The sequence below is a fragment of the Micromonospora sp. ATA51 genome (genome assembly GCF_016802855.1).
GTDB lineage: Bacteria > Actinomycetota > Actinomycetes > Mycobacteriales > Micromonosporaceae > Micromonospora > Micromonospora sicca.
On record NZ_JAEVHJ010000058.1, the window covers coordinates 1 to 20,916 of the forward strand.

Annotated in this window: 17 protein-coding genes and 2 pseudogenes; 10 read left to right on the forward strand and 9 right to left on the reverse strand. The window is 71.3% G+C overall.

Going from position 1 to position 20,916, the window contains the following annotated elements; all coding sequences use genetic code 11:
* Nucleotides 1-1,383: MFS transporter (locus JNW87_RS12225; protein ID WP_238453711.1), on the reverse strand; the 1,383-nt coding region annotated here is incomplete at its 3' end.
* Nucleotides 1,384-1,635: 252 nt separating this feature from the next.
* Between JNW87_RS12225 and JNW87_RS12230 the strand changes: the two genes are divergently transcribed.
* Nucleotides 1,636-2,208 carry a TetR/AcrR family transcriptional regulator gene (locus JNW87_RS12230; RefSeq protein ID WP_201749569.1) on the forward strand — a complete coding sequence of 191 codons (573 nt, stop codon included), beginning with the start codon at nt 1,636-1,638 and terminating at the stop codon, nt 2,206-2,208.
* Nucleotides 2,209-2,217: 9 nt separating this feature from the next.
* On the opposite strand, the gene JNW87_RS12235 is transcribed toward JNW87_RS12230, so the two are convergent.
* From JNW87_RS12235 to JNW87_RS12250, 4 genes are all read right to left on the reverse strand, one after another.
* Complete coding sequence (locus tag JNW87_RS12235; protein ID WP_236647602.1) at nt 2,218-3,396, reverse strand: glycoside hydrolase family 26 protein; 1,179 nt, start codon at nt 3,394-3,396, stop codon at nt 2,218-2,220.
* A 131-nt stretch (nt 3,397-3,527) separates the two neighbouring features.
* A complete protein-coding gene (locus JNW87_RS12240; protein WP_109801371.1) occupies nt 3,528-4,682 on the reverse strand; it encodes a glycoside hydrolase family 26 protein in 1,155 nt (384 codons plus the stop codon).
* Nucleotides 4,676-6,592: a glycosyltransferase family 2 protein gene (locus tag JNW87_RS12245; protein WP_236647600.1), complete on the reverse strand. Its 1,917-nt coding sequence runs from the start codon at nt 6,590-6,592 to the stop codon at nt 4,676-4,678. The genes JNW87_RS12240 and JNW87_RS12245 overlap by 7 nt, the downstream gene beginning before the upstream one ends.
* 127 nt (nt 6,593-6,719) lie before the next feature.
* A complete protein-coding gene (locus tag JNW87_RS12250) occupies nt 6,720-8,255 on the reverse strand; it encodes a glycosyltransferase family 39 protein (protein ID WP_236647577.1) in 1,536 nt (511 codons plus the stop codon).
* 268 nt (nt 8,256-8,523) lie between these two features.
* Here JNW87_RS12250 and JNW87_RS12255 point away from each other — a divergent pair.
* Nucleotides 8,524-8,598 (forward strand): annotated as a pseudogene (locus JNW87_RS12255) (sigma factor-like helix-turn-helix DNA-binding protein); the annotation flags it as partial.
* A 97-nt stretch (nt 8,599-8,695) separates the two neighbouring features.
* Here JNW87_RS12255 and hflX read toward each other — a convergent pair.
* Nucleotides 8,696-9,841, reverse strand: coding sequence for a GTPase HflX (hflX, locus tag JNW87_RS12260; protein ID WP_238453712.1), 1,146 nt, complete (start codon nt 9,839-9,841; stop codon nt 8,696-8,698).
* A gap of 360 nt (nt 9,842-10,201) precedes the next feature.
* On the opposite strand from hflX, the gene JNW87_RS12265 reads away from it, so the two are divergent.
* The 4 genes and pseudogenes from JNW87_RS12265 (at nt 10,202) to JNW87_RS12280 (ending at nt 14,280) form a co-directional block, all read left to right on the forward strand.
* Nucleotides 10,202-11,191 (forward strand): hypothetical protein, encoded by a 990-nt coding sequence (locus JNW87_RS12265; RefSeq protein WP_238453713.1) that lies wholly within the window; start codon nt 10,202-10,204, stop codon nt 11,189-11,191.
* A 9-nt stretch (nt 11,192-11,200) separates the two neighbouring features.
* Nucleotides 11,201-12,475, forward strand: coding sequence for a sensor histidine kinase (locus JNW87_RS12270; RefSeq protein ID WP_238453714.1), 1,275 nt, complete (start codon nt 11,201-11,203; stop codon nt 12,473-12,475).
* Nucleotides 12,472-13,097 (forward strand): annotated as a pseudogene (locus tag JNW87_RS12275) (response regulator). The gene JNW87_RS12270 and the pseudogene JNW87_RS12275 overlap by 4 nt, the downstream one beginning before the upstream one ends.
* A 124-nt stretch (nt 13,098-13,221) precedes the next feature.
* A complete protein-coding gene (locus tag JNW87_RS12280; protein WP_238453715.1) occupies nt 13,222-14,280 on the forward strand; it encodes a zinc-dependent alcohol dehydrogenase family protein in 1,059 nt (352 codons plus the stop codon).
* A 69-nt stretch (nt 14,281-14,349) separates the two neighbouring features.
* Here JNW87_RS12280 and JNW87_RS12285 read toward each other — a convergent pair whose 3' ends face one another.
* Nucleotides 14,350-14,955 carry a hypothetical protein gene (locus JNW87_RS12285; RefSeq protein WP_238453716.1) on the reverse strand — a complete coding sequence of 202 codons (606 nt, stop codon included), beginning with the start codon at nt 14,953-14,955 and terminating at the stop codon, nt 14,350-14,352.
* Nucleotides 14,956-15,657: 702 nt separating this feature from the next.
* On the opposite strand from JNW87_RS12285, the gene JNW87_RS12290 reads away from it, so the two are divergent.
* Together JNW87_RS12290 and JNW87_RS12295 are read left to right on the forward strand one after the other, a co-directional pair.
* Nucleotides 15,658-16,092, forward strand: a complete 435-nt coding sequence (locus tag JNW87_RS12290; RefSeq protein WP_238453717.1) for a hypothetical protein — start codon at nt 15,658-15,660, stop codon at nt 16,090-16,092.
* An 87-nt stretch (nt 16,093-16,179) separates the two neighbouring features.
* Nucleotides 16,180-16,731 carry a dihydrofolate reductase family protein gene (locus JNW87_RS12295; RefSeq protein ID WP_109801363.1) on the forward strand — a complete coding sequence of 184 codons (552 nt, stop codon included), beginning with the start codon at nt 16,180-16,182 and terminating at the stop codon, nt 16,729-16,731.
* Between the two features lie 102 nt (nt 16,732-16,833).
* Here the strand turns inward: JNW87_RS12295 and JNW87_RS12300 are convergent, their stop codons facing one another.
* On the reverse strand, nt 16,834-17,775 hold the full coding sequence (locus JNW87_RS12300) for a sensor histidine kinase (RefSeq protein WP_109801362.1): 942 nt from the start codon (nt 17,773-17,775) through the stop codon (nt 16,834-16,836).
* A 130-nt stretch (nt 17,776-17,905) separates the two neighbouring features.
* A complete protein-coding gene (locus tag JNW87_RS12305; protein WP_238453718.1) occupies nt 17,906-19,045 on the reverse strand; it encodes a PP2C family protein-serine/threonine phosphatase in 1,140 nt (379 codons plus the stop codon).
* A gap of 275 nt (nt 19,046-19,320) precedes the next feature.
* On the opposite strand from JNW87_RS12305, the gene JNW87_RS12310 reads away from it, so the two are divergent.
* Nucleotides 19,321-19,515, forward strand: coding sequence for a hypothetical protein (locus JNW87_RS12310; protein ID WP_161557798.1), 195 nt, complete (start codon nt 19,321-19,323; stop codon nt 19,513-19,515).
* 337 nt (nt 19,516-19,852) lie between these two features.
* Complete coding sequence (locus JNW87_RS12315) at nt 19,853-20,833, forward strand: acyl-CoA desaturase (RefSeq protein WP_238453719.1); 981 nt, start codon at nt 19,853-19,855, stop codon at nt 20,831-20,833.
* The last annotated feature ends 83 nt before the right edge of the window (nt 20,834-20,916 follow it).

A 20,916-nucleotide genomic window follows, 5' to 3' on the forward strand; every position in this document is an offset into this window, starting at 1 on the left:
GCGCGGCCGCGGGGACGGGACGGCCAGGGCCGCGAGCGCGGCGGCCAGGGCGAGACCGGTGAGGACCAGAAAGCCCATCGTGAAGCCGGCCTCCCGGGGCAGGCCGTTCACCTGCGGGTGGGCGGTGATCACGCCGCTGACCACGGCGGCGCCGATCGCGCCGCCGATGGTGCGGATGTTGGCGTTCATGCCGGTGGCGGCGCCCGTCTGCCGGGCCGGTACGTTCCCGACGATCAGGTTGGCCATCGACGCGAACGCCAGCCCGATGCCGAGGCCCACGAGGCCACCGGCGACACCGATCTCCCAGCGGGTGTCGTGCGCGACGGTCAGCATCGCCGAGGCGAGTACGTTGAAGGCGGCGCCGGTGGCGAGTTGCGCCTTGGCGCTGAACCGCGACGCCAGCCGACCGGCGAGGATGCCGGCGACGAACATCCCGACCAGCATGGGCAGCATCAGCAGGCCCGCCTGGGTGATGCTGGCGCCGAAGCCGTAGCCGGCGACGGTCGGGGTCTGCACGAACTGCGGCAGGAACGCGTAGACGGAGAACATCGAAGCGCCGTACAGCAGGGCCACCAGGTTGGTCGTCCAGACCCCGGGCAGGCGCATCATCCGCATGTCGATCAGCGGGTTGGTGGAGCGGATCTCGGCGACCAGCCAGCCGGCCAGCAGCACCGCGGCGAGGGCCAGCAGGCCGAGCACCCGGCCGGAGGTCCAGCCCCAGGCCGACCCCTTGCTGATCGGCAGCAGCAACGCGACCAGCCAGCCGGAGAGCAGGACGGTGGCCCGCCAGTCGATCCGGCCGGGGGTGCGGAGCGGCGACTCGGGGACGAACAGGTGCGCGGCGAGGGCGGTCAACCCGACGACGACCATCGGGATCCAGAACAGCCACCGGTAGTCGAGGGTGGTGACGATCGGGCCGGCGAGGACGACGCCCAGACCACCGCCGGCCGCGACGATCGCCGAGATGGCGGCGACGGCGGAGGCCACCCGGGCGGCGGGGAACTCGTCGCGGATGATCCCGAACGAGAGCGGGAAGACGGCCCCGCCGATGCCTTGGATGACCCGGGCGACGATGAGCACGCCGATGCTCGGCGCGACGGCGGCGAGCAGGCAGCCGAGCGCGAGCGCGGCGAGGGAGACGACCAGCATCCGCTCCTTGCCGACCATGTCGCCGACCCGGCCGAGGATCGGCGTGAAGATCGACGCGGACAGCAGGTAGGCGGTCAGCACCCAGGTGACGGTGTTCTGGGAGGTGTGCAGGTCGTGCTGGATGGTCGGCAGCACCGGGGTGATCAGCGACTGGAGCATCGCGAAGAACCCGGCGCCGGCCGCCAGGACGAAGAAGGTGAGCCGGCGCGAGCCGCGCCGAACGGTCTCTGTCACGGAGAAAGCTCCATCTGCGTACGGGGAAAGGAGGCTGGCCACCACGAATCAGGCGTCGCGCGGGCGGGCTCGGGGTGGTCGGTTCCGGCGTGCCGCGGCTTGGTCGACGGCGCCGGCCACCGCTGCGCCGGATCCGTGGGAGGATCGGGGTAAGCTATCCGGAGGCATGGCTCCGGACTTTCCGGAGGGGCTCCTCCGCTAAGCTACCGGAGGCATGCCTCCGGATGCAACTACGGCGAGGTGACGCACGTCATGACCAGCGCGGAGCAGCTGCCCGACGTCTTCGCACGGCGGCCCAAACGGGCCGACGCCCGGCGCAACTACGAGTCGCTGATCGGGGCGGCCCGGGAGACGTTCGCGGAGGCCGGCGCGTCGGCCTCGCTGGAGGAGGTGGCCCGACGGGCCGGCGTCGGCATCGGCACCCTTTACCGGAACTTCCCCAGCCGGCGGGAGCTGTTCGAGGCCGTCTACGTCGAGGAGGTCCGGGCGCTCAGCCGGTCCGCCGCAGAGCTGGCCGACCTGCCCGCGTGGGACGCCCTCGTCGCCTGGTTGCGGCGTTTCGTCGCGTACGTCGCCACGAAGCGGGCACTGGCCGAGGAGTTGCTGCACGACTCCGAGGTCTTCCGCAGCTGCCGGACGGAGATCTACACCGCGGGCGAGCCGCTGATGCGTCGCGCCCAGGCCGCCGGAGTGGTACGCGACGACATCAGCTTCGACGACGTGGTCCGGCTGGTCAGCGGCCTCACGATGGCCCAGTTCCCGGAGCCGGACCAGCGTGACCGGGTGCTCGGCGTCGCCCTCGACGGCCTGCGCCCGCCAGCCTGATCCGGCTGCCTAACCGACGAGCTCGGTACGCGGGAGCATCTTCGGCGACCAGGTGACCTGGTAGCGAGCGTCGGCGACCGCCTCGGCGAAGGCCTTGGCCGCGGCCGGGGAGCTCCCGATGCGCCAGTCCAGCTCCTTGTCCACCTCGAACCAGATGAGTCCGATGATGTCCTTGTGTCTGGACAGCAGCTGGAAGGTCTGCTTGATCCATTCGGCCTTGCGCCCGTTGCCGTCGGAGGCGCCGGTCTCGGTGATGACCATCGGTTTCCTGGTGAAGGTCCGGATCTCGGTGATGGTGGGCTTGAAGATCTCGTCGAAGGACCGGTAGTTCGAGAAGACCCCCGTGCCGTAGTAGCCCGAGGCGCCCACCCAGTCGACGTAGTCGTCGCCGGGGTAGAGCTCGGCGAGATTCGCGGTCGTCGTGCTCCATCTGGCATTCGGGCTCCACACCCAGATCACGTTGGTGACCCCGGCGGCTCCGAACACGTCGTGGACATGGCGCCACGCCTTGACGTAGTCGCCCGGCCGGTTGGCGTTGGTCGCCTCGGACCACGGATACCAGTCGCCGTTCATCTCGTGCCCGAACCGGATGGCCACCGGGTAGCCGAGCGACTTGATCCCGTCCGCCCATTTGCGCAGGTAGCTGTCGAAGTCCCCGCGTGCGATGCGGGACAACCGGTAGGCAGGTTGGTTGGACCGGACCTTGTCGACCTCGCGGGCCGGCAGCCTCTCCTTGCGGGCCGCCTGGTCCACCTTGTAGTCCCATGGTTCCCAGCCCAGCATCGGCAGCATGTCCCGGTCACGGATCCGGTCGAAGAGCGTCCGGTCGAAGGTGTCGGATGCCCACCCCGAGCTGAAGAGCATCACCTGCGGCCGGTGTCTCGCGGCGGCCGTGAACATGTTCGTCGCAGTGAAATCGTGCGGGCCCTTCTCGGTCATCACACCGATGAACGCCTTGCCGGCCGGCGGGAAGAATTCCTCAGCCGGTGGGGGCGGGGCGCCCGGTGCAGCCGTTGTCACCGCATTGGCTTCGGCCGTCACCACCGCACCCGGCTCGGCCTTCGCAAGCCGGTCGGACGGCGCGTCCTCCCGGCCCCCGGACGTGGCGATCGGTGCGATGGCGAACGCGTAGGCCAGCAGCAGCGCGCCGATCAGCACCATCAGGAGCCGCGGAACGGTCAACCTCATCATTGCAGAACCCCCTCAGCCGCCACCCGTGACTTCGGCGGGTGGCGTTCCTCGCTGTCGGCGCGAGCGACCGGCTCGGCCAGGTCGTCATCCGCGGACGGATGCTGGTCGGCAGGCAGGGCACGGGACATCTAATCCTCCAGTTCCGTGCGCAGGAGCATGTCCGGCGACCAGGTGAACTGGTAGCGAGGGTCGGCGACCGCCTTGGCGAAGGCCCTTGCCGCGGCCGGTGAGCTGGCGATGCGCCAGTCCACCTCCTTGTCCACCTCGAACCAGATGAATCCGATGATGTCCTTGTGTCTGGACAGCAGCTGGAAGGTCTGCTCGATCCACTCGGCCTTGCGCCCGTTGACGTCGGACGCACCGGTCTCGGTGATGACCAGCGGTTTGCTGGTGAAGACGCGGATATCCTCGATGGTTTGGTTGAAGATCAGGTCGAAGGACCGGTATTCCGAGGTGAACACCGTGCTGTAGTAGCCCGAGATGCCCACCCAGTCGACGTAGTCATCGCCCGGGTAGAGCGTGGAGAGTTTCGGGGTCGAGTCGTCCCATCTGTTGTTCGGGCTCCATACCCAGGTGACGTTGGTGGCCCCGGCGGCCCGGAACAGGTCATGTATGTGCCGCCACGCCTTGACGTAGTCGCCCGGCCGGTTGCCGTTGACCGTCTCGCACCACGGGTACCAGTAGCCGTTCATCTCGTGGCCGAACCGGATGGCCACCGGGTAGCCGAGTGACTTGATCCCGTCGGCCCAGGACCGCAGGTAGCTGTCGAAGTCGCCGCGCGTTATGTGGGACAACCGGTACCGGGGTTGCTCGTTCCGTAACCTGTCGACCTCGCGGGTCGGGAGCCCCTTCCTGTGGGCCGCTTCGCCCGGCCGGTAGTCCCACGGTTCCCAGGCCAGCATCGGTAGCATGCCGCGACCCTTGATCTGGTCGAAGAGAGTCCGGTCGAAGGTGTCGGACGCCCACCCCGAGGTGAAGAGCATGGCCTGTGGCTGACGCTTGGCGGCCGCCGTGAACATGTTCGTCGCGGTGAAGTCGTGTGGGCCCTTCTCGGTCATGACACCGATGAACGTCTTTCCGGCCGGCGGGAAGAGTTCTCGAGCCGGTCGGGGCGACGCGCCGGGTTGGGCCGGCTCCTGTGCTTCGGCCGTCGCCGCCCGGTCGGACCGGGCGTCCCCCCGGCCCCCGGAGCTGGTGACGGGCGCCAAGGTGAAGCCGTAGGTCAGCACCAGCACGCCTCCGCTCAGCATCAGCAGGACCCGCGGAACGGTCACCCTCACCATGGCAAACCCCCGTCAGCCGCCACCCGTGACTTCGGCGGGTGACGTTCTTCTCTCCCGGTCCGAGCGGCGGGCTCGGCCTTCTCCTCGTGCTGCTGCTCGCGGCGGGCCGCGACACTCGACGCGAGCGCGATCAGCGGCGGACCAAGCCCCATCAGGAGGGTCAGGACCGGCCACACCCGGAGCAGGGTGAAGTCGTTGTCCAGCAGGAAACTCGCGCCGAGCACGCCGGCGGCGAAGGCCGCCCAGCAGAAGTGCAGACGGAAGGTGCCGAGCGACTCGGTGGTACGCAGCTTGCCCTTGGCCGTCACCACGAACCCGAGCTTGCGCCGCAGCAGCGCGCCGACACCGGCGGCCACGTAGATCGGACCGGCGAACAGCGCCAGCGCCATGCCGACCAAGCCGATCTCCTCCCGCTCGTGCGGGGCGATGTTGAACCGGCGGAGCCAGAGCCACAGCACGAACCAGGTGGCGATGGTCGAGCCCCACAGCACCGACCACACGGTGACGTCGAGCTGGGCCGCACTCACCCCGGTGAGCAGCGACATGGCGGTGGCGAAGTTGCCGAGCAGCAGGCTGACCGCCACGCTCGGGTAGTAGAACTGGAGCAGGCGGTACTGCCAGCGGCGTCGGGACGGCAGTTCGCGCGGCGCGCGCAGGTCACGGCGGACCAGGATCTCGCAGATGCCGGCGGCCCACCGCTTCTGCTGGTTGAAGTAGTCGGCCCACGAGGTCGGGCCTTCCCCGATGGCCACCACGTCCGGGGTGTAGACGCCCTTCCACTGGTTGCCCGTCTCCGGGTTGACGGCGGCATGGATCCGGATGCTGGTCAGGTGGTCTTCGATGATCGAGTCCTGGTAGCCGCCGATGGTCCGCCACGCGGATGGCCGGTAGAGGTGGCCGGTGCCGGTGAGCAGGGGCGCGTCCAGACCGTTTCCGCCGCGCGCGATGAGGCCGTTGTAGAGGTACTGCTGGACCGAGGCGCCGTGCGCGACCAGGTTCTGGTGCATGTTGCCGTACACCTGCGGGGTCACCACGAAGGCCACGTCCGGGTCGCGGAAGTAGCCGAGCGTGCGTTCGAGGAAGTTCGGCAGCGGCACGTGGTCGGGGTCGACGTTGGCGACCACGTCGTAGTGGTGCTCGTGTTCGGCCCGCCAGGCGTTGTGGTTACCCGACTTCGTCCTGGCGCGGAACTCACCGTTCGGCTGGTTGTACTCCGGTCGGCCCTTCCGGCTGAAGTGCCGCACCCCGAGCCGCGCGGCCATCTCCCGCACCGCGGGGTCGTCCCCCTCGTCGAGGATCCAGACGTCGACCCGACCGCAGTAGACGATCTGCTTCCACCGCCGCAGGGTCCGCTCCACGACGTCGATCGGTTCCTTGCTGGGCACGATCGTGGTGAGCAGGGCCACCCGCAGGCCGACCGGAGGATCGACCGGGACCGGGTCCTTGGCGTTGAAGGCGAACACCCAGACGACCACGTTCTGCGCGAGGCGGATCAACTCGACGCCGACGACCACGCAGAAGCCGAGCCGGGCCGCCACCGTCTGCCAGCCGCCGAGCCCGATCACGCCCGCTCCGGGTACGTGCTCGGGAAGCAGCAGCCACCCGACGAGCAGCAGCCCGGCCGCGCTGTTGACCAGGACGAGCAGCGTCAGGACCACCCGCGCCGCGGGCGAGACGGCGTGGCGGAACTCGACCGCCGCGCGCGGGTGCCGCGGCGCGACCAGGGGGCCGGCGATGGCGCCGCATCTCGCGTACGCCAGGCGAGCCCTGATGTTCAGCCGGCGACGATCGGGGCGTTGACCGGACGGCGGCTGGGCCGCGTCGTCGACCGGGGTGCCGCCGGCGGAGGTTCCGTCCTTTGTGGCTGAAGACAGGCGCCTATCGGCGACGACGCCCACATTGCCCCCCAAGGGTCCGACTCCTGCTCGCCACGGACTCGACTGTGGCTGAGCCTAAACGTGCAATACGGTCAAACAGTGCGAGTTGCCCCAATCACCGCAGCGGACCACGCCATCCGATCCCGGGTGCGGCGACCGGTCAGAGGTCGGTCCGCTCGTCCACCAGCAGGGCCAGCGTGAGCCCCGTGGGTCGCCAGACCTGCGCCACCTGATACGTCTTTCGGAGCAGCTGCTCCTTCGCGCCGCCGATGCCGTGCACCGGGTCCGGCTGCTCGCCGAGGCGGACCACCCACAGTCGCCGCGCGCCGTGCAGGCACCTGGCGACGTCGGCGCATTCGGACACCGGGAGCCGACCGTCGACGCGGTGTGGAGCCGTGGCGAGCAGGTCCTTCGGCCGGCGGTCGGCGGGGAGGTAGTGCGCCACCACGTTCCGGCCGACCCCGCCACCTCCCGGATCCGACGAGCCGTAGACGACGCCGTCACCGGGTTGCAGCCGAGGTTGGATGATCTCCGCGAGCTGACGGGTCGCCTGCTGATGTCCATCGGGTTCCCGCACGGCCAACTGGGCCGGCGCGACGATCAGGGCGACCGCCGCCAGCACACCCACGGACCATCGGGTGCCCGCCCGGGCGAGGGCGACCGCGCCGAGCGTCGCCCACGCCGGGAGCGTGAAGAGCAGGTACTGCGGCCGCCAGAACGGCGTCGCCTGCGCGATGAGCAGCAGCACGAGCGGCGGCACCACCGCCCAGGCGGTGTAGATGGCAGCGGAGTGCCGCAGCGGGAGGCTGAACAACGCGAGCGCGAGCAGCACGGCCCCCAGTGCGGTGACGCCGAACAGTTCCCGGGGGGTCGCGGCCAGCGCGGTCAGGCTCGGGTGCGAGGCCGGGGCGATCTGCGCGCCGTGCCGCGTGGCGAACCAGAGCAGGGCGGCCACGGGCAGCGCGCCCACGGACGCGGCGGCCAGCCATCGGACAGCGACCGTGCGCCGGAAGGCGAACACGGCCCAGCCGTGGCCGACGAGCAGCAGCAGCGCGACGACGTTGCACAGGCCCAGGACCACCACCGCGCCGGCGTAGCCGGCGAAGCGCCAGTGCCTCGGCCGGTCGATGGCCGCCACGAGGAGGGACGTGGCGAGCACCGCGGCGAGCAGGGTCAATGCGTACGGCTGGGCCTCCTGCGCGTACCGCGCCGACGTCGGCAGCAGCGCGAAGACCACCCCGGCGAGGACACCGGTCCCCGGCGCGAACAGTCGGGCCGCCAGCGCCCCGACGAGCGCCGCGGCCGCGGTCATGGCCAGGATGGAGGGTACGCGCAGGGCGAGATCGGAGGTGCCGAAGCCCGCCGCCCACGCGCGCATCAGCAGGTGGTACGGCCCGACGGCGACATCGTCCGAGCCGAGCATCGACCAGTTGTCCCGCCAGGACGACGCGGCCCGGCCCCAGGTGGCGAGCTCTTCCGTCCGCAGTCCGGGTGCGCCGGCCCGGACGACGCCGAGCAGGCCCATCAGCAGTGCCGGCACCAGCCAGGCGGCGACCCGCCACCGCTGGGGGTCCGTCGCCGGACCGACCGGGTCGGCGCCCTGGTCTTCTCCCCAGGGGTCCTCGACACTGACCGCCGCCGGCCCGAGCCGGGGCAGGACCATGGTTTCCGCGTCCTTCATCGGGATCTCACGCATCTCCGTGGGTTCCGGCGGTCGCGGCCCGCGGCCGCCCCGCGGTGAACGCCGGTCCGGCGTCCTCGTGGTGTGCGGATCGGGCAGCACGAACCCGCCAGGAGCCCCTGGGTCGAGTACTGGATGTCGCTTTGGAGCATATTGAGCGAAACTCACCAGAGTGCCTAGATGCCACAAAAGCCGCTAAAGGGGCGCATGCCGGCGGCAAGCGGCCAATAGTGACATGATCTTGTTAAAGCGTGTCCGGTTCGACACCGGGTACGCCTACGGCGTCGGCCTGTCCTACGCCGAGGCGGCGGAGGTGTGCGGCTGCCCGGTCGGCACCATCCGCTCCCGGATGGTCCGGGGGCCCGGGCGGTGCTCACCTACCTGCGCGCCGGTCCGTCCCGTGGCGGATTGGTGCAGCCGGGGCGGCAGGCCTGACGTCAGCTCTCCCGTCGGCGTCACGCCAGCCGGGCAGCCAGGACGGCCCGCAGCTCGTCGATGCCGGCGCCGGTCAGCGCGGAGACCGCCACCGCCTCGGGGTACACCCGCCGCAGGGCGTCGACCCACTCCGGCGGCGCAATGTCGATCTTGTTGAGTACCAGCAACTCGGGAACCTGTCCGGCGCCGATCTCCTGCAGCACCCCGTGCACCGTGGTGATCTGTTCGAGCGCGTCCGGCGCCGAGGCGTCGACCACGTGCAACGTCAGGTCGCTGCGGCTGACCTCCTCCAGCGTCGAGCGGAACGCATCGACGAGCTGGTGCGGCAGGTGCCGGACGAAGCCGACCGTGTCGATGACGGTGTAGGTCAGCTCGCCGGTGCTGATCCGGCGCACGGTCGGGTCGAGCGTGGCGAACAGCACGTCCCGGACCTGAGCGTCCGCGCCGGTGAGCCGATTCAGCAGGGCGGACTTGCCGGCGTTGGTGTAGCCGGTGATCGACACCGACGGCACCCGGTTGCGGGCCCTTCGGCTCCGGGTCCGCTCCCGCCGCCGAGCCAGCTCCGAGGCGTTGCGCCGCAGCCGGGTGGCCCGCTGGCGCAGCGTCCGGCGCTGGGTCTCCAGTCGCATCTCACCGGGACCGCGGACACCTATCCCGGCGCCGCCGGCGACCCGGCCACCACCGACCCGGGACATCGTCCGGCCGCCGTCCCGCAGCCGCGGCAACTGGTACGCGATCTGCGCCAACTCCACCTGCACCCGGCCCTCACTGGTGCGGGCGTGCTCGGCGAAGATGTCCAGAATCAGCGCAGTGCGGTCGACCACGCGCACGCCGACCCGTTCCTCCAGGTTGCGCACCTGGCCGGGGCTCAGCTCCCCGTCCGCGATCACCAGGTCGGCCTGGGTTCGCTCGGTGACGGCGGCCAGTTCCTCCACCTTTCCCGAGCCGACGTAGGTGGCGGGGTCGGGTCTGGGCCGGTTCTGCACCACCGCGTCGACGACGGTCAGACCGTCGGTGTCGGCGAGCCGCCGCAGCTCGGCCAGGGACACCTCGCTACCCGGACCGCTGTCGCCCGCCCCGTCCTCCTGGTTGACCGCGACCAGCACGGCGTTCGGCCGTTCGCCCGGCAGGTCGGCACCGGCGCCGAGCAACCATGATCCCGCCATCGTCCACCTCACCTGGTATCGGGTGAACTCGGTCTACCCTGGGCGCCGCCCACCATGCCGCCGGCCGCAACCGGCACCGCGGCGAACACTCGTCCGCGGCACAGGTGTACGGACGGCTCCCGTGGGTAGGGACCGGAGCCGTGCCACGCCGGCGCTCATCCGATGATCCTGGGTCCCCGGGCGCTATTGGCATCAGGTGGGAGCGGGCGCGCCAGGTCCGGCGGACGCGGACCACGACCTCCTCCACCGGCTCGGACTGCCGCCTCCTCCCCAGGGAGGAGGCAACGCTCCGACCGCCGGCCGCAACCGGGGCCCGCGGTCGGACGCGGTCGGGAAGGCGGCTCACGAGCATCTACAGGTATGACTAGCGCACTGCACCGGGCGGCACACTGGCACCGCCCCCTGATGGTCTTCGTCTCCGCGATGGCGCTGCTCGCCGTCGTCTCCGCGGTCGGCATCGTGGCCGACCCGCGCGTCCTCACCGGCGTGCCGATCTGGCTCAAGCCGTTCAAGTTCGCCGTGTCGTTCGTGCTGTACGGCGCCACCCTCGCCTGGATGCTCTCCCTCCTGCCGCGACGCAGCCGGATCGCGGAGTGGGCGGGCACGGTCATCGTCGCGATGTCGGTGATCGAGATGGTGGTGATCGTCGGGCAGGTGCTGCGCGGCACGACCAGCCACTACAACGAGACGACCCCGCTGAACGCCGCCCTGTGGCAGGCGATGGGCGCGTCGATCCTGGTGCTGTTCGCCGCGCACTTCGTCATGGGGATAGTGGTACTGCGTCAGCCGATCGCGGACCGGGTCGGCGGGTACGCGGTCGGGCTGGGGATCGGCTTGTCGCTGCTGGGCATGCTGGCGGCAATACCGATGGTGGCCGGCCGGGACACGGGGATCGAGGGGGTCGCCGGGGCGCACAGCGTGGGCGTACCGGACGGGGGGCCAGGGCTGCCGCTGGTCGGTTGGAGCACCACCGGCGGGGACCTGCGGATCGGGCATTTCGTGGGGCTGCACGCCCTGCAGGCGCTGCCGATCCTGGCGATCCTGCTGAGCCGGTTCGTCGGAACGCGGCTGGACGAGCACACCCGCGTACGGCTGCTGGTCGTGGCGGGCGGGGCCTACGGCGTACTCACGATGCTGTTGACCTGGCAGGCACTGCGCGGGCAGCCGCTGCTGCGCCCGGACGCGCTCACCCTGGCCGCGGTGGCGGCCCTGGTGGTCGCGACCGCGACCGCCGCCGGCCTGTCGTGCTCGCCGACGCCGCCCGGAACTGGCGCTGGCCGCATGACCGCGGCGCGGTTCGTCGGCCGCCGGCGGGCGCCGCCGTTCCGGCCCGCGAGCCGCAGCGCCTAGGCTGATCCGGTGGGGTGGGTGGGACGGCTGTTCGACGCGCGCGACAAGTTCGTGCGGATGCTGCTGCTCGACCTCAGCGGCGTGGGCTATCTGGTCTTCGGCAGCCAGGCCGGACGCTCCCCGACGGTCACCCAGTGGGTGCTCGCGGTGGTCGCGTTCACCGTCGCGCTGGTGTTCCACCGCCGGCCGCTGGTCAACCTGGTGGGGCAGGCCGCGCTGCTGGCCGTCGCGATCCAGATCGTCGACGACACGACGATCAACCAGGTGGGCGCCAGCTGGGCGTTGCTCGAGCTGGCCATGTGGGCGCACCGGCCGCGGATCGTCTGGCTGGCCGCCGGGCTGCTGGCCACGGTCGACCTGACCGACTCGATCGGCGACCCGTTCCGACGGTTCCTCTCCGGCGTGTTCGGGCTGACCTTGGAGGTCGGCGTACCGCTGCTGCTCGGCCTGGTCATCCGGACCACCCGGGAACTCGGCCGGCAGGCCGAGGAGCGGGCGGCGGCGGAACAGCGCCGGCGCGAGTCGGAGAGTCGCGCCGCGCGCGCCGACGAACGCAGCGCCATCGCCCGCGAGCTGCACGACGTGGTCGCGCATCACGTGGCGTCGATGGTGCTGCGGGTCGGCGTGGCCCGGCACGTGCTCACCGAACTGGATCCGCGGGTGGGCGAGGTGTTCGACGACGTGCACGGCACGGGGACGGCGGCCCTGGCGGATCTGCGCCGGCTGGTCGCGGTCCTGCGCAACCCCGACGGGGTACGCGGTGACGCGGCGCTGACCGCGATCGAGCCGTCGGCGCTTCCGGCGGCGCTCGGCGCGGCGGTCGACCGGGCCCGCCAGGCCGGTGTCACGGTGGAGGCCGACATCGACCCGGCGGTCGGTTCGCTCGATGCGGTCCGTGGTCTGGCGGTGTTGCGACTGACCCAGGAGGCGCTGACCAACGTGGCGAAGCATGCCGGGACGTCCGCGCTGGCGCGCCTGTCGGTTGCCGTGGCCGACGGCGCCGTCCACTGGGAGGTCTCCGACAACGGGCGCGGCCGGGTGCCGGCGGCGGTGCCGCCCGGTGGCGGCCACGGCATCACCGGCATGCGCGAGCGCGTCGAGGTCCTCGGCGGCCGGCTGGAGGCAGGCCCTACCGGCGCGGGTTGGCGGGTCCGTACCGTCCTCCCGGCCGCGGTCCCCGGGCCCGGCCCCGCGCCGGCCGCCTCGCCCGTACCGCCGGCCGGCACGCCGGCCCCCCGCGGCCGAGAGACCTCGGCCGGACCACACACGCCGGAGCCGGCATGATCCGCGTCCTGCTGGTCGACGACCAGCACCTGATCCGCGCGGGCCTGCGCATGCTCTGCGACGCCCAGCCCGACATCGAGGTCGTCGGCGAGGCCGACAACGGCCGCGAGGCGATCTCCCTCGCCGCGCGGCTGGTTCCCGACGTCGTCGTCATGGACCTGCGCATGCCGGGCGTCGACGGGATCACCGCGACCAGCCGGATCCTCGCCGACCGCCCCGCGACCCGCGTCCTGGTGCTGACCACGTTCGGCGACGACGACCACCTCTACCCGGCGCTGACCGCCGCGCCTGCGGGTTCCTGCTCAAGGACGCACCCCCCGCCGACCTGCTGGACGGCGTCCGCCGGGCCGCCGCGGGCGACAGCCCGTTCAGCCAGGAGGTGCTGCAGCGCCTGGTCCAGCGCGCGGTGCACGCCCGCGCCGAGGCGCCGCGGCCGACCGAGGGCCTGACCGCCCGGGAGCAGGACGTGCTGAACCTGGTCGCCGAGGGCCTGTCCAACACGGAGATCGCCGACCGGCTGCATATCGGCGTCACCACGGTCAAGACCCACATCACCAGCCTGATGACCAAGACCAACAGCCCCAACCGGGTACGCCTGGCCCTGTTCGCCCGCGGCGCCTGAGGCTCGCCCGCGCCTTCGGTTCCAGCTGTTTCAGCCGAGCCGGCCCGGGCCGGACCGGCGCTTGACGGCAATTGCCGCAGGTCGGGCGGGGGTGGGGCCGCCCGCCGGATCGCACCATGTCAGGATGCGGCGCATGCGTGCGGTGATCTTCGACGAGTTCGGTGCCCGACCCGAGGTCCGTGACGTCCCGGACCCGGTGCCGCCGGCCGGGGGCGCCGTCATCCGGGTCGAGGCGACCGGGTTGTGCCGCAGCGACTGGCACGGCTGGCAGGGACACGATCCCGACATTCGCCCGCCACACGTCCCCGGCCACGAGTTCGCCGGTGTCGTCGCGGCGGTCGGGGCCGGCGTACGCGGCTGGCGGCCCGGCGACCGGGTCACCGCGCCCTTCGTCTGCGCCTGTGGGCAGTGCCCCGCCTGCTTCGCGGGCGATCAGCAGGTCTGCGAGCGGCAGACGCAGCCCGGCTTCACCCACTGGGGCTCGTTCGCCGACTACGTGGCGGTGCAGCACGCCGAGGTCAACCTGGTCCGGCTCCCCGACGAGCTGGACTACCCGGCCGCGGCGGCGCTCGGCTGCCGCTTCGCCACGGCGTTCCGGGCCGTGGTCAGCCAGGGGCGGGTCGCCGCGGGCGAGTGGGTGGCGGTGCACGGCTGCGGCGGCGTGGGGCTGTCCGCGGTGATGATCGCGGCGGCGTGCGGCGCCCAGGTGGTGGCGGTCGACGTCGCCCCCGGCGCGCTCGAGCTGGCGAGGAGCTGCGGGGCCACCGTCTGCCTGGACGGCAGTGCCCTCACCGCCCCCGGCGCCGTGGCCGCGGCCGTCCGGGAGGCGACCGGCGGTGGCGCCCACCTGTCGCTCGACGCGTTGGGCAGTCCCGGCACCTGCACCGCCTCGATCGAGAGCCTGCGGCGGCGCGGACGGCATGTGCAGGTCGGACTCCTTCCCGCCGCCCAGGGCCGCCCGGCCCTGCCGATGGAGCTCGTGATCGCGTTCGAGCTGGAGCTGCGGGGCAGTCACGGCATGGCCGCGCACGCCTATCCGGAGCTGCTCCGGCTGGTCACCGCGGGCGTACTGCGCCCCGCCGAACTGGTCACCCGGACCATCGGCCTCGACGAGGTGCCCGACGCGTTGGCGGCCATGGACGGGCCCGCTCCAGGCGGAATGTGCCTGATCAACCCGCGATGAGCTGGCGCGTCCCAGCGAGTCACGGCAGCTGCTCGGGTCAGTAGTGCAGCGGGACGTAGGCGGCCGCGATCAGCCCCGCCCGCCGGGCATGGATGAGTCGCGGTGGCACCGGCGCAGAGGCTTCGGGTCCGGTGCCGGGTCGACGCCGTAGACCGCGAGCACGCCAGCGACCAGCGCGGCGGAGGTCCATTCGGTGGACACCTCGACGTTGCCGCGGGCGAAGACCTGCCCGCTCGGGTCGTGCAGCGCCAGGCCCATGGGATGCAACCGCACGAACCAGGAGGAGACCTGCGGCGGCAGGTTTCCCGGCGACCATCGGGGCAGGCCCAACACGACCGCGGTCTCCACCTGCGCCTCGCAGTCCCGCCCGTCGGCCGTCTGCGCAGCGACCGCTCTGGTCGGCGCGAACCACGCCACCGGCTGGTCCGCCGGCCCCGTACGCCGCACGTCGGCGACCTGCCCGGAGGCCAGCCACACGTGCACGCGCTCCTGACCGAGCTGCCGCGCCGCATCGGCCACCGCCAGCATCCACGCATCACTGATCTCGTCGCGCACGGGCGCGTCGAGCCCCGGGTTGGCACCATCCTCAGCCGTCACGTTCAGTAAACTATCCGACACGTTGTGGGATGTCAGTTCTCGATCCACCGGCTTGTCCAGCCCGTCGGGAGAACCCACCGGCATCGGTTGCCCGCCGGACCGCGTCGGTCCCCACCAGGCGCCGACACAAGGGCGCTGAGCTGGGAAAATGTCGGATCTCATCAGTTGGTGACGGGGCGGGCCGGTGGTATGACTGAAGGTGTCGGCCACCAACGACGCGAGTCGTCACACCCATCCCCCGCAGTAGGTCCCTCAGTGTGGGCAGTGTGGTCGCGGGCTCCGCAGCCGACGGCACCTTCTCCGGGGTACCGCAGCACAACATGCAGGAGTTGGGGTGTCCGAGCATGCGGATTCTGCGTAACCGGCGACCTTTTGAAAACACGGTCCTGGCCACCGCACCCGTGTGCGGTGCCCTGTTGATCACGCTCGACGTACGACCGCCCTCTGTGGAGATGGCCATGCCGGCCCCGATCCGGATCGGCTGGGAACTCGGGCTCATCGCGGTCGGCCTCGCCGGACTGGTCGGGCTTTCCTGGCCGGGAAGGATCTCCACCGGCCTCGGCATCGAGCTCGCGTCGATGCTCATGCTCGGCACCATCGCCAGCATGTATGCCGTCGCGCTGGCGGTGATGTCCGGCCGCTGGCGGTCGCGGCGGCGTCGTTCATCATCGCGGTGGCGGTCGGTGCATGGTGGCGGGCGGTGGAGATCCTGCTCGACCTCCGCCGGCTCGTCCGCGGCATCGAGAAGGCACGCCTCGAGAGCCGGATCGGCGGCTCCCGATGACTCCGTCGCTCGCCGCCACCAGCGCCCCGCAGTGGGTCCAGGTCCTGCTGTCCGTGCTCGGGGTGCTGGGCGGCACCAGTGGCGTCGCCGCCATCGCCACCGTGGTGGCACAGCGCGGCAAGTTCAAGGCCGAGGCGGCGGACATGCTCACCGACGCGGCGCTGACCCTGGTGCAACCGATGCGGCTGCGGGTGTCGGAGCTGGAGGCGGAGGCGCAGGCCGCCCGCGAGCAGCTGCGGATCTCCCGGGAGCAGACCCAGCGGGCGACCGCCACGCTCACCGAACTGCACGCCACACTGGACCGCTGGTATGCGCTGATCTTCGCAGCGGGCGCGACGCTGCAAGGTGTCAGAAGCGCCGTCCGGGAGGATCGCCGCCGGCGCGGCGAGCAGGGGGAGCAGCGGCGAGGCAGTGGCCGCGGGCGACCTTGAGAAGCGCACCTGAAGCGAATCGTAAGTGGGCCCTGGCAACGTTCCGGATGTCACCAAGACCGACCCGGACATCCAGGAGCGAACGCCATGCGCAGGATCATCAACTCGACCTACATCACCCTCGACGGCGTCATCGAGAACCCGGCGTGGACCGCGCCGTTCTTCGACGAGGAGGCGATGGCCTTCGCCGGCGAGCAGACGGACGCGGCCGACGCGCTGCTGATGGGCCGTCGCACGTACGACGGCTTCGCCGCCGCCTGGCCGAAGATGGACGAGAGCGACCCGACCACCGGCGCGGCCTACTTCAACAACGTCAAGAAGTACGTCGCCTCGACCACCCTGACCGACCCGGAGTGGAACAACACCGAGGTACTGCAGGGTGACCTGGTCGAGGAGGTCACCAAGCTGAAGGCCCAGAACGGCAAGGACATCCTGATGTACGGCTACGGCGCGGTCACCCACGCCCTGCTCAAGGCGGGGCTGGTGGACGAGGTCCGGTTCTGGATCCACCCCGTCTTCCAGGGCGGCCCCTCGGTCACCGCGCCGCTGAGCCAGGCGCGGACGACGCTCCGCCTGGCCGACAGCAGGGTCATGAAGAGCGGCGTGATCATCGCGTCCTACCAGCCGGTCACCGAGTAGGGAGGAACGGCTGGATCTGGGCCCGGGCCTCGCCCGGGCCCAGCTGCCGTCCGGTACGCGTGCGGCGGCCGGGTGTGGCCGGCCGCACCGGCGGTACGAGCGTCAGCGGTGCATGTGAAGGCGGATCGTGGTGGCGCCGGGCCTGGTGTGGACGCGCACGAGATCGCAGAGCTGGTTGACCAGGACGAGCCCTCGGCTGCCGGGCTGCTGCGGTGGCACCGGAATCCGGCCGGCGAGCGGGTTCGTGATGTGCCCGGTGTCGGTGAGCTGGCAGATCAGCCGCGTGGGGTCGGCCCAGACCGCGAGGGCGCCGCCGGCGTTGGTGTGTCTGACCGTGTTCGCCGCCAGTTCGTTGACCGCCAGGGTCAGGTCGGCGACTCGGTCCGGCGGCAGGCCGGCCGCGACCGCCTCGGCGGTGACGAGCCGGCGGATGGCCGGGAGGGCAGGTAGGTCGATGGTGACGACGGTCGCGTGGGCGGGCGGGTCCGGCAGCGGCAGGTTGAACCCGGCGGCCACCGCGAACGGGTCGGCGTAGTGCGGACTGTCCCACACCGCGCTGCCCGTCTGCAGGAGCGGATGGGTGCGGTGGGCGTCGTCGAGCCAGCTCGGGTCCAGGCGACTGGTGTCGTAGGGACAGAGGATGGTGGCCTGCCGGCCGGCGAACGCCGCGTTGATCAGGGCCTCGTGCTGGGCGCAGGCGGGGTATTCGGTAGCGGTGCGGCCGGCCCAGATGGGCTCCCCGATGATGCGTACCCGCTTCCCGGGGTGGGCGGCGGCGAAGGCGAGCAGGACGCCCGGAATGATTCGTCCGGGGTTGCGCCCGGCCACGCTCATGTCGTGCAGCTGGACCCGGTCCGCGTCGCTGCCGAGCGCGGCGCGGATGTGATCGAGGTTGTCCCCAGGTACGGCCACCATGACCGGCTCATCGGCGGCGAGGCCGGCCTGGATGAACGGCACCGTGCCGGCCAGGTACTCCTCCCGGTCGGCATAGAAGAGGGCCGGGTGAACAAAGCTGTCCGTCCTGGTGGCGGCGGTGACGCTCATGCACGGCCTCCGAGGTGCGTGACCCCGCCGCCTCGCCGGGCCCCGTCAGGTTCGCGTGACTGACTCTTGTCGGTTGCGCGGATGGCGAGTAGGGCGATGTCGTCGGTGGCCTGTTCGGGGGCGAGTGTGGTCATGATGTGGGCACAGACCGTTTCGGCGGGACCTGGTTCGACGGCTGAGCAGAGCCGTTCGATGCCCACGTCGATGACTTCCCCCCGGCGTTCGACGAGCCGTCGGTGTAGCAGATCAGTGCCGCCCCGGGAGGGAACGCGACCTCGGTGCGCCGGCGGGGCGGTTGATGGGCGCCCATACCCAATGGAAGGTCGACGGGAATGTCCAGCGCGACCGCCGGCTGTCCCGGTGTGCCCAGGATGGGTGGCAGGTGCCCGGCGAGGGACATCTGGACGGTGGCCCGGTCCGGGGAGATCATCGCGTACAGGACCGTGGCGAGGTTCCCGGTCTCGAAATGCTGGACCTTGCGGTCGAGCAGCGTGAGCGCGGCGGCCGGGTCGTCGCAGACCAGTGCGTAGGCGCGCAGCGCGCTGCGGAGACGCCCCATCACGACGGCCGAGCGCAGTCCGTGTCCGGACACGTCGCCGATGACGACGCCCAGCCAGCCGGAGGGGAGGGTGAACACGTCGTACCAGTCGCCGCCGACGCCGGCGTCGTGGCCGGGCACGTAGCGGGCGGCCATGTCCACGCCGGGCGCGTCGGGTAGGTGGGTGGGTAGCAGGCTGCGTTGCAGTGCCAGGGCAGCGGTGCGGTCGATGCTGCTGGCCCGGGTGCGGCTGGCGAGGCTCGCCCGGTCGGCGGCGAGTTGCAGCAGTTGCACGTCCTCGCTGGTGAATCGGTGCGGCTCCAGACAGCCGACATGCAAGACGCCGATCACCTCACCACCGGCCAACATGGGCACGCCCAACAGCGAGCGGACCCCTCTGCCGAACAGGATCGGGTCGTCGGCGGCGGTGACGTTGTCCAGTTTGACGGGCTGCTTCTCCCGTGCGACCCGGCCGGCGAAACCCTGGCCGACGGAGATCCGAGAGCCTTGCCGGCCCCCTTCCTTCAGCCCCTTCGCCGCGGTGGCCACCCACTGCTGGGCGTGCACATCCAGCAGCAGGATGGCGGCGGTGTCAACCCGCAGCACCTCCCGGACCCGGTCGAGGAGTTCTTCGAGAAGGTCGTGGACGTCGAGCTGGGAGAGCGTCGCGTCGGTGACCGCCTCCATACGACGCAGCCGCTCGTCGCTCCCGCTCCCCTGCACGCCAATCACGGCAGAAGCGTAGCCCCTACCAGCCCCGGAGCAGTCCCCTAGGAGCCCCCGTCCCGGGCCGAGCCGTCGAGCCCCGCCCAACCGCCTTGGCCCGGCTTCTCCGCGACGGCGCACATCGTGGGCGAAATAACCCGACCGTGTCGAATGCGCCGAACAACCCCCACTGCCGCTGCGGTGTCTTCACGATGAGAACAAGCTTGGACTCGAAGTGAGAGGGATGGTGCGGCATGAGGCGTCGACGTAGTAGAAGAGTGCCGTTGATGCAGGCGGCGGCCATGTCCCTGACAGCGGTGGCGGCGGCGGTGGCCGTCGTACGGGCCAGCCGGCGCCGCGCCGTAGGTGACGCGCCGGCCGGTGATCTTCCGGCCCTGGGCGACAGCGCGTTCGCCGATGCGGGCAGGTCGCCGATCGCCGGCGGCACGGCGCTGCGGGACAAGGACACGGCGTCATCGGCAGCCGCAGCGCGGTGAGAACGGGCACCGCCGCCGCGCGAGCCTTCAGGCCCGGCAACGGGCCGGCAGCACAGGTCTCGACGGAACAGCCCGCGCCGCGCAGCAACGGGGGGCGGCACTGCGCCGAGGCACGTCAGGGGCGTTGGCCGCCCTTCGCGGCAGAGTCACCGGCAGTTCGGTCGCCCAGACGGGGCCGGCCGCTGCCCGTGCACTCCGCGGCCGGCTGGTCGGAAATCGACCGGTAGCGGGTGCGCTGTTCACCACCGACAACGCCATGCGACGGAGCGCCACCATGAGCGATGCAAGCCTGGATACCGAACGTCATGGCGGCAGTCAGTACGCGGATTTGTCGCGCATGATCCGCCGGGCGGGCCTGCTCGACCGGCGGCGTGGCTACTACTCGCTGCGCATCGGTGCCCTCGGCGGGTGCTACCTCGGGGCGTGGACGCTGTTCGGGTGGCTCGGTGAGTCGTGGTGGCAGCTGGGCGTCGCGGCGGCGCTCGCGGTGGTCTTCGCGCAGGCCGGGTTCATCGGTCACGACGCCGGTCACCGCCAGATCCTCCGATCCCGTCGTGCCAACGACCTGGTCGGCCTCGCCCACGGCAACCTGCTGATCGGCGTCAGTTACGGCTGGTGGGTGGACAAGCACAACCGGCATCATGCGCACCCGAACACCGAGGGCCGGGATCCGGACATCGTCGTCAGACCGCTGTCGTTCACCCCCGGACAGGCGCGGAAGCGGCGTGGGCTGGGCGCACTGGTGGTCCGGTACCAGGCGTACCTGTTCTTCCCGCTGCTGCTGTTGGAAGGCCTGCACCTGCATGCCAACAGCATCAGGGCTGTCGTCGACCCGGGCAGGATCAAGCGACGCCCCGCAGAGGCCGCGCTGCTCGCCCTGCACGCCACCGGCTACCTCGGTGCCGTGGTTCTTGTCCTGAGCCCCATGCAGGCCGTCGCGTTCATCCTCGTCAACCAAGGCCTACTCGGCCTTTACCTCGGCAGTGCCTTCGCCCCCAACCACAAGGGCATGCCAATCCTCGCCGGCGACGAGCGACTCGACTACCTCCGACGCCAGGTGCTCACCTCCCGCAACGTACGCGGCGGCTGGTTCATCGACACCCTGCTCGGCGGTCTCAACTATCAGATCGAACATCACCTGTTCCCCAGCATGCCGCGACCCAACCTCCGCCGCGCTCGACCACTGGTCCGCCGGTTCTGCGCCGAACACGGCATCACCTACCACGAAACCACCCTGATGCGTTCCTGGGCCCAAGCGCTGGAGCACCTGCACGAGGTCGGGTCTGGTCAGCCAGATCACGACGCCGGCTCCACCTGAGCCACGGTCAGCCCGCTGGTCTCGTCGCGACACGCCGCCGACGATGGACGGCGACCCGCCGACAACGCGGGTCGCCGCTGGGT

What these genes read in the sequence shown, in the direction of transcription:
- JNW87_RS12230 (WP_201749569.1), top strand. Translation starts at nt 1,636, where the DNA reads ATGACCAGCGCGGAGCAGCTGCCCGACGTCTTCGCACGGCGGCCCAAA.
- JNW87_RS12235 (WP_236647602.1), bottom strand. Translation starts at nt 3,396, where the DNA reads ATGAGGTTGACCGTTCCGCGGCTCCTGATGGTGCTGATCGGCGCGCTG.
- JNW87_RS12240 (WP_109801371.1), bottom strand. Translation starts at nt 4,682, where the DNA reads ATGGTGAGGGTGACCGTTCCGCGGGTCCTGCTGATGCTGAGCGGAGGC.
- JNW87_RS12250 (WP_236647577.1), bottom strand. Translation starts at nt 8,255, where the DNA reads ATGCGTGAGATCCCGATGAAGGACGCGGAAACCATGGTCCTGCCCCGG.
- hflX (WP_238453712.1), bottom strand. Translation starts at nt 9,841, where the DNA reads ATGGCGGGATCATGGTTGCTCGGCGCCGGTGCCGACCTGCCGGGCGAA.
- JNW87_RS12265 (WP_238453713.1), top strand. Translation starts at nt 10,202, where the DNA reads ATGACTAGCGCACTGCACCGGGCGGCACACTGGCACCGCCCCCTGATG.
- JNW87_RS12280 (WP_238453715.1), top strand. Translation starts at nt 13,222, where the DNA reads ATGCGGCGCATGCGTGCGGTGATCTTCGACGAGTTCGGTGCCCGACCC.
- JNW87_RS12290 (WP_238453717.1), top strand. Translation starts at nt 15,658, where the DNA reads ATGACTCCGTCGCTCGCCGCCACCAGCGCCCCGCAGTGGGTCCAGGTC.
- JNW87_RS12295 (WP_109801363.1), top strand. Translation starts at nt 16,180, where the DNA reads ATGCGCAGGATCATCAACTCGACCTACATCACCCTCGACGGCGTCATC.
- JNW87_RS12300 (WP_109801362.1), bottom strand. Translation starts at nt 17,775, where the DNA reads ATGAGCGTCACCGCCGCCACCAGGACGGACAGCTTTGTTCACCCGGCC.
- JNW87_RS12310 (WP_161557798.1), top strand. Translation starts at nt 19,321, where the DNA reads ATGTCCCTGACAGCGGTGGCGGCGGCGGTGGCCGTCGTACGGGCCAGC.
- JNW87_RS12315 (WP_238453719.1), top strand. Translation starts at nt 19,853, where the DNA reads ATGATCCGCCGGGCGGGCCTGCTCGACCGGCGGCGTGGCTACTACTCG.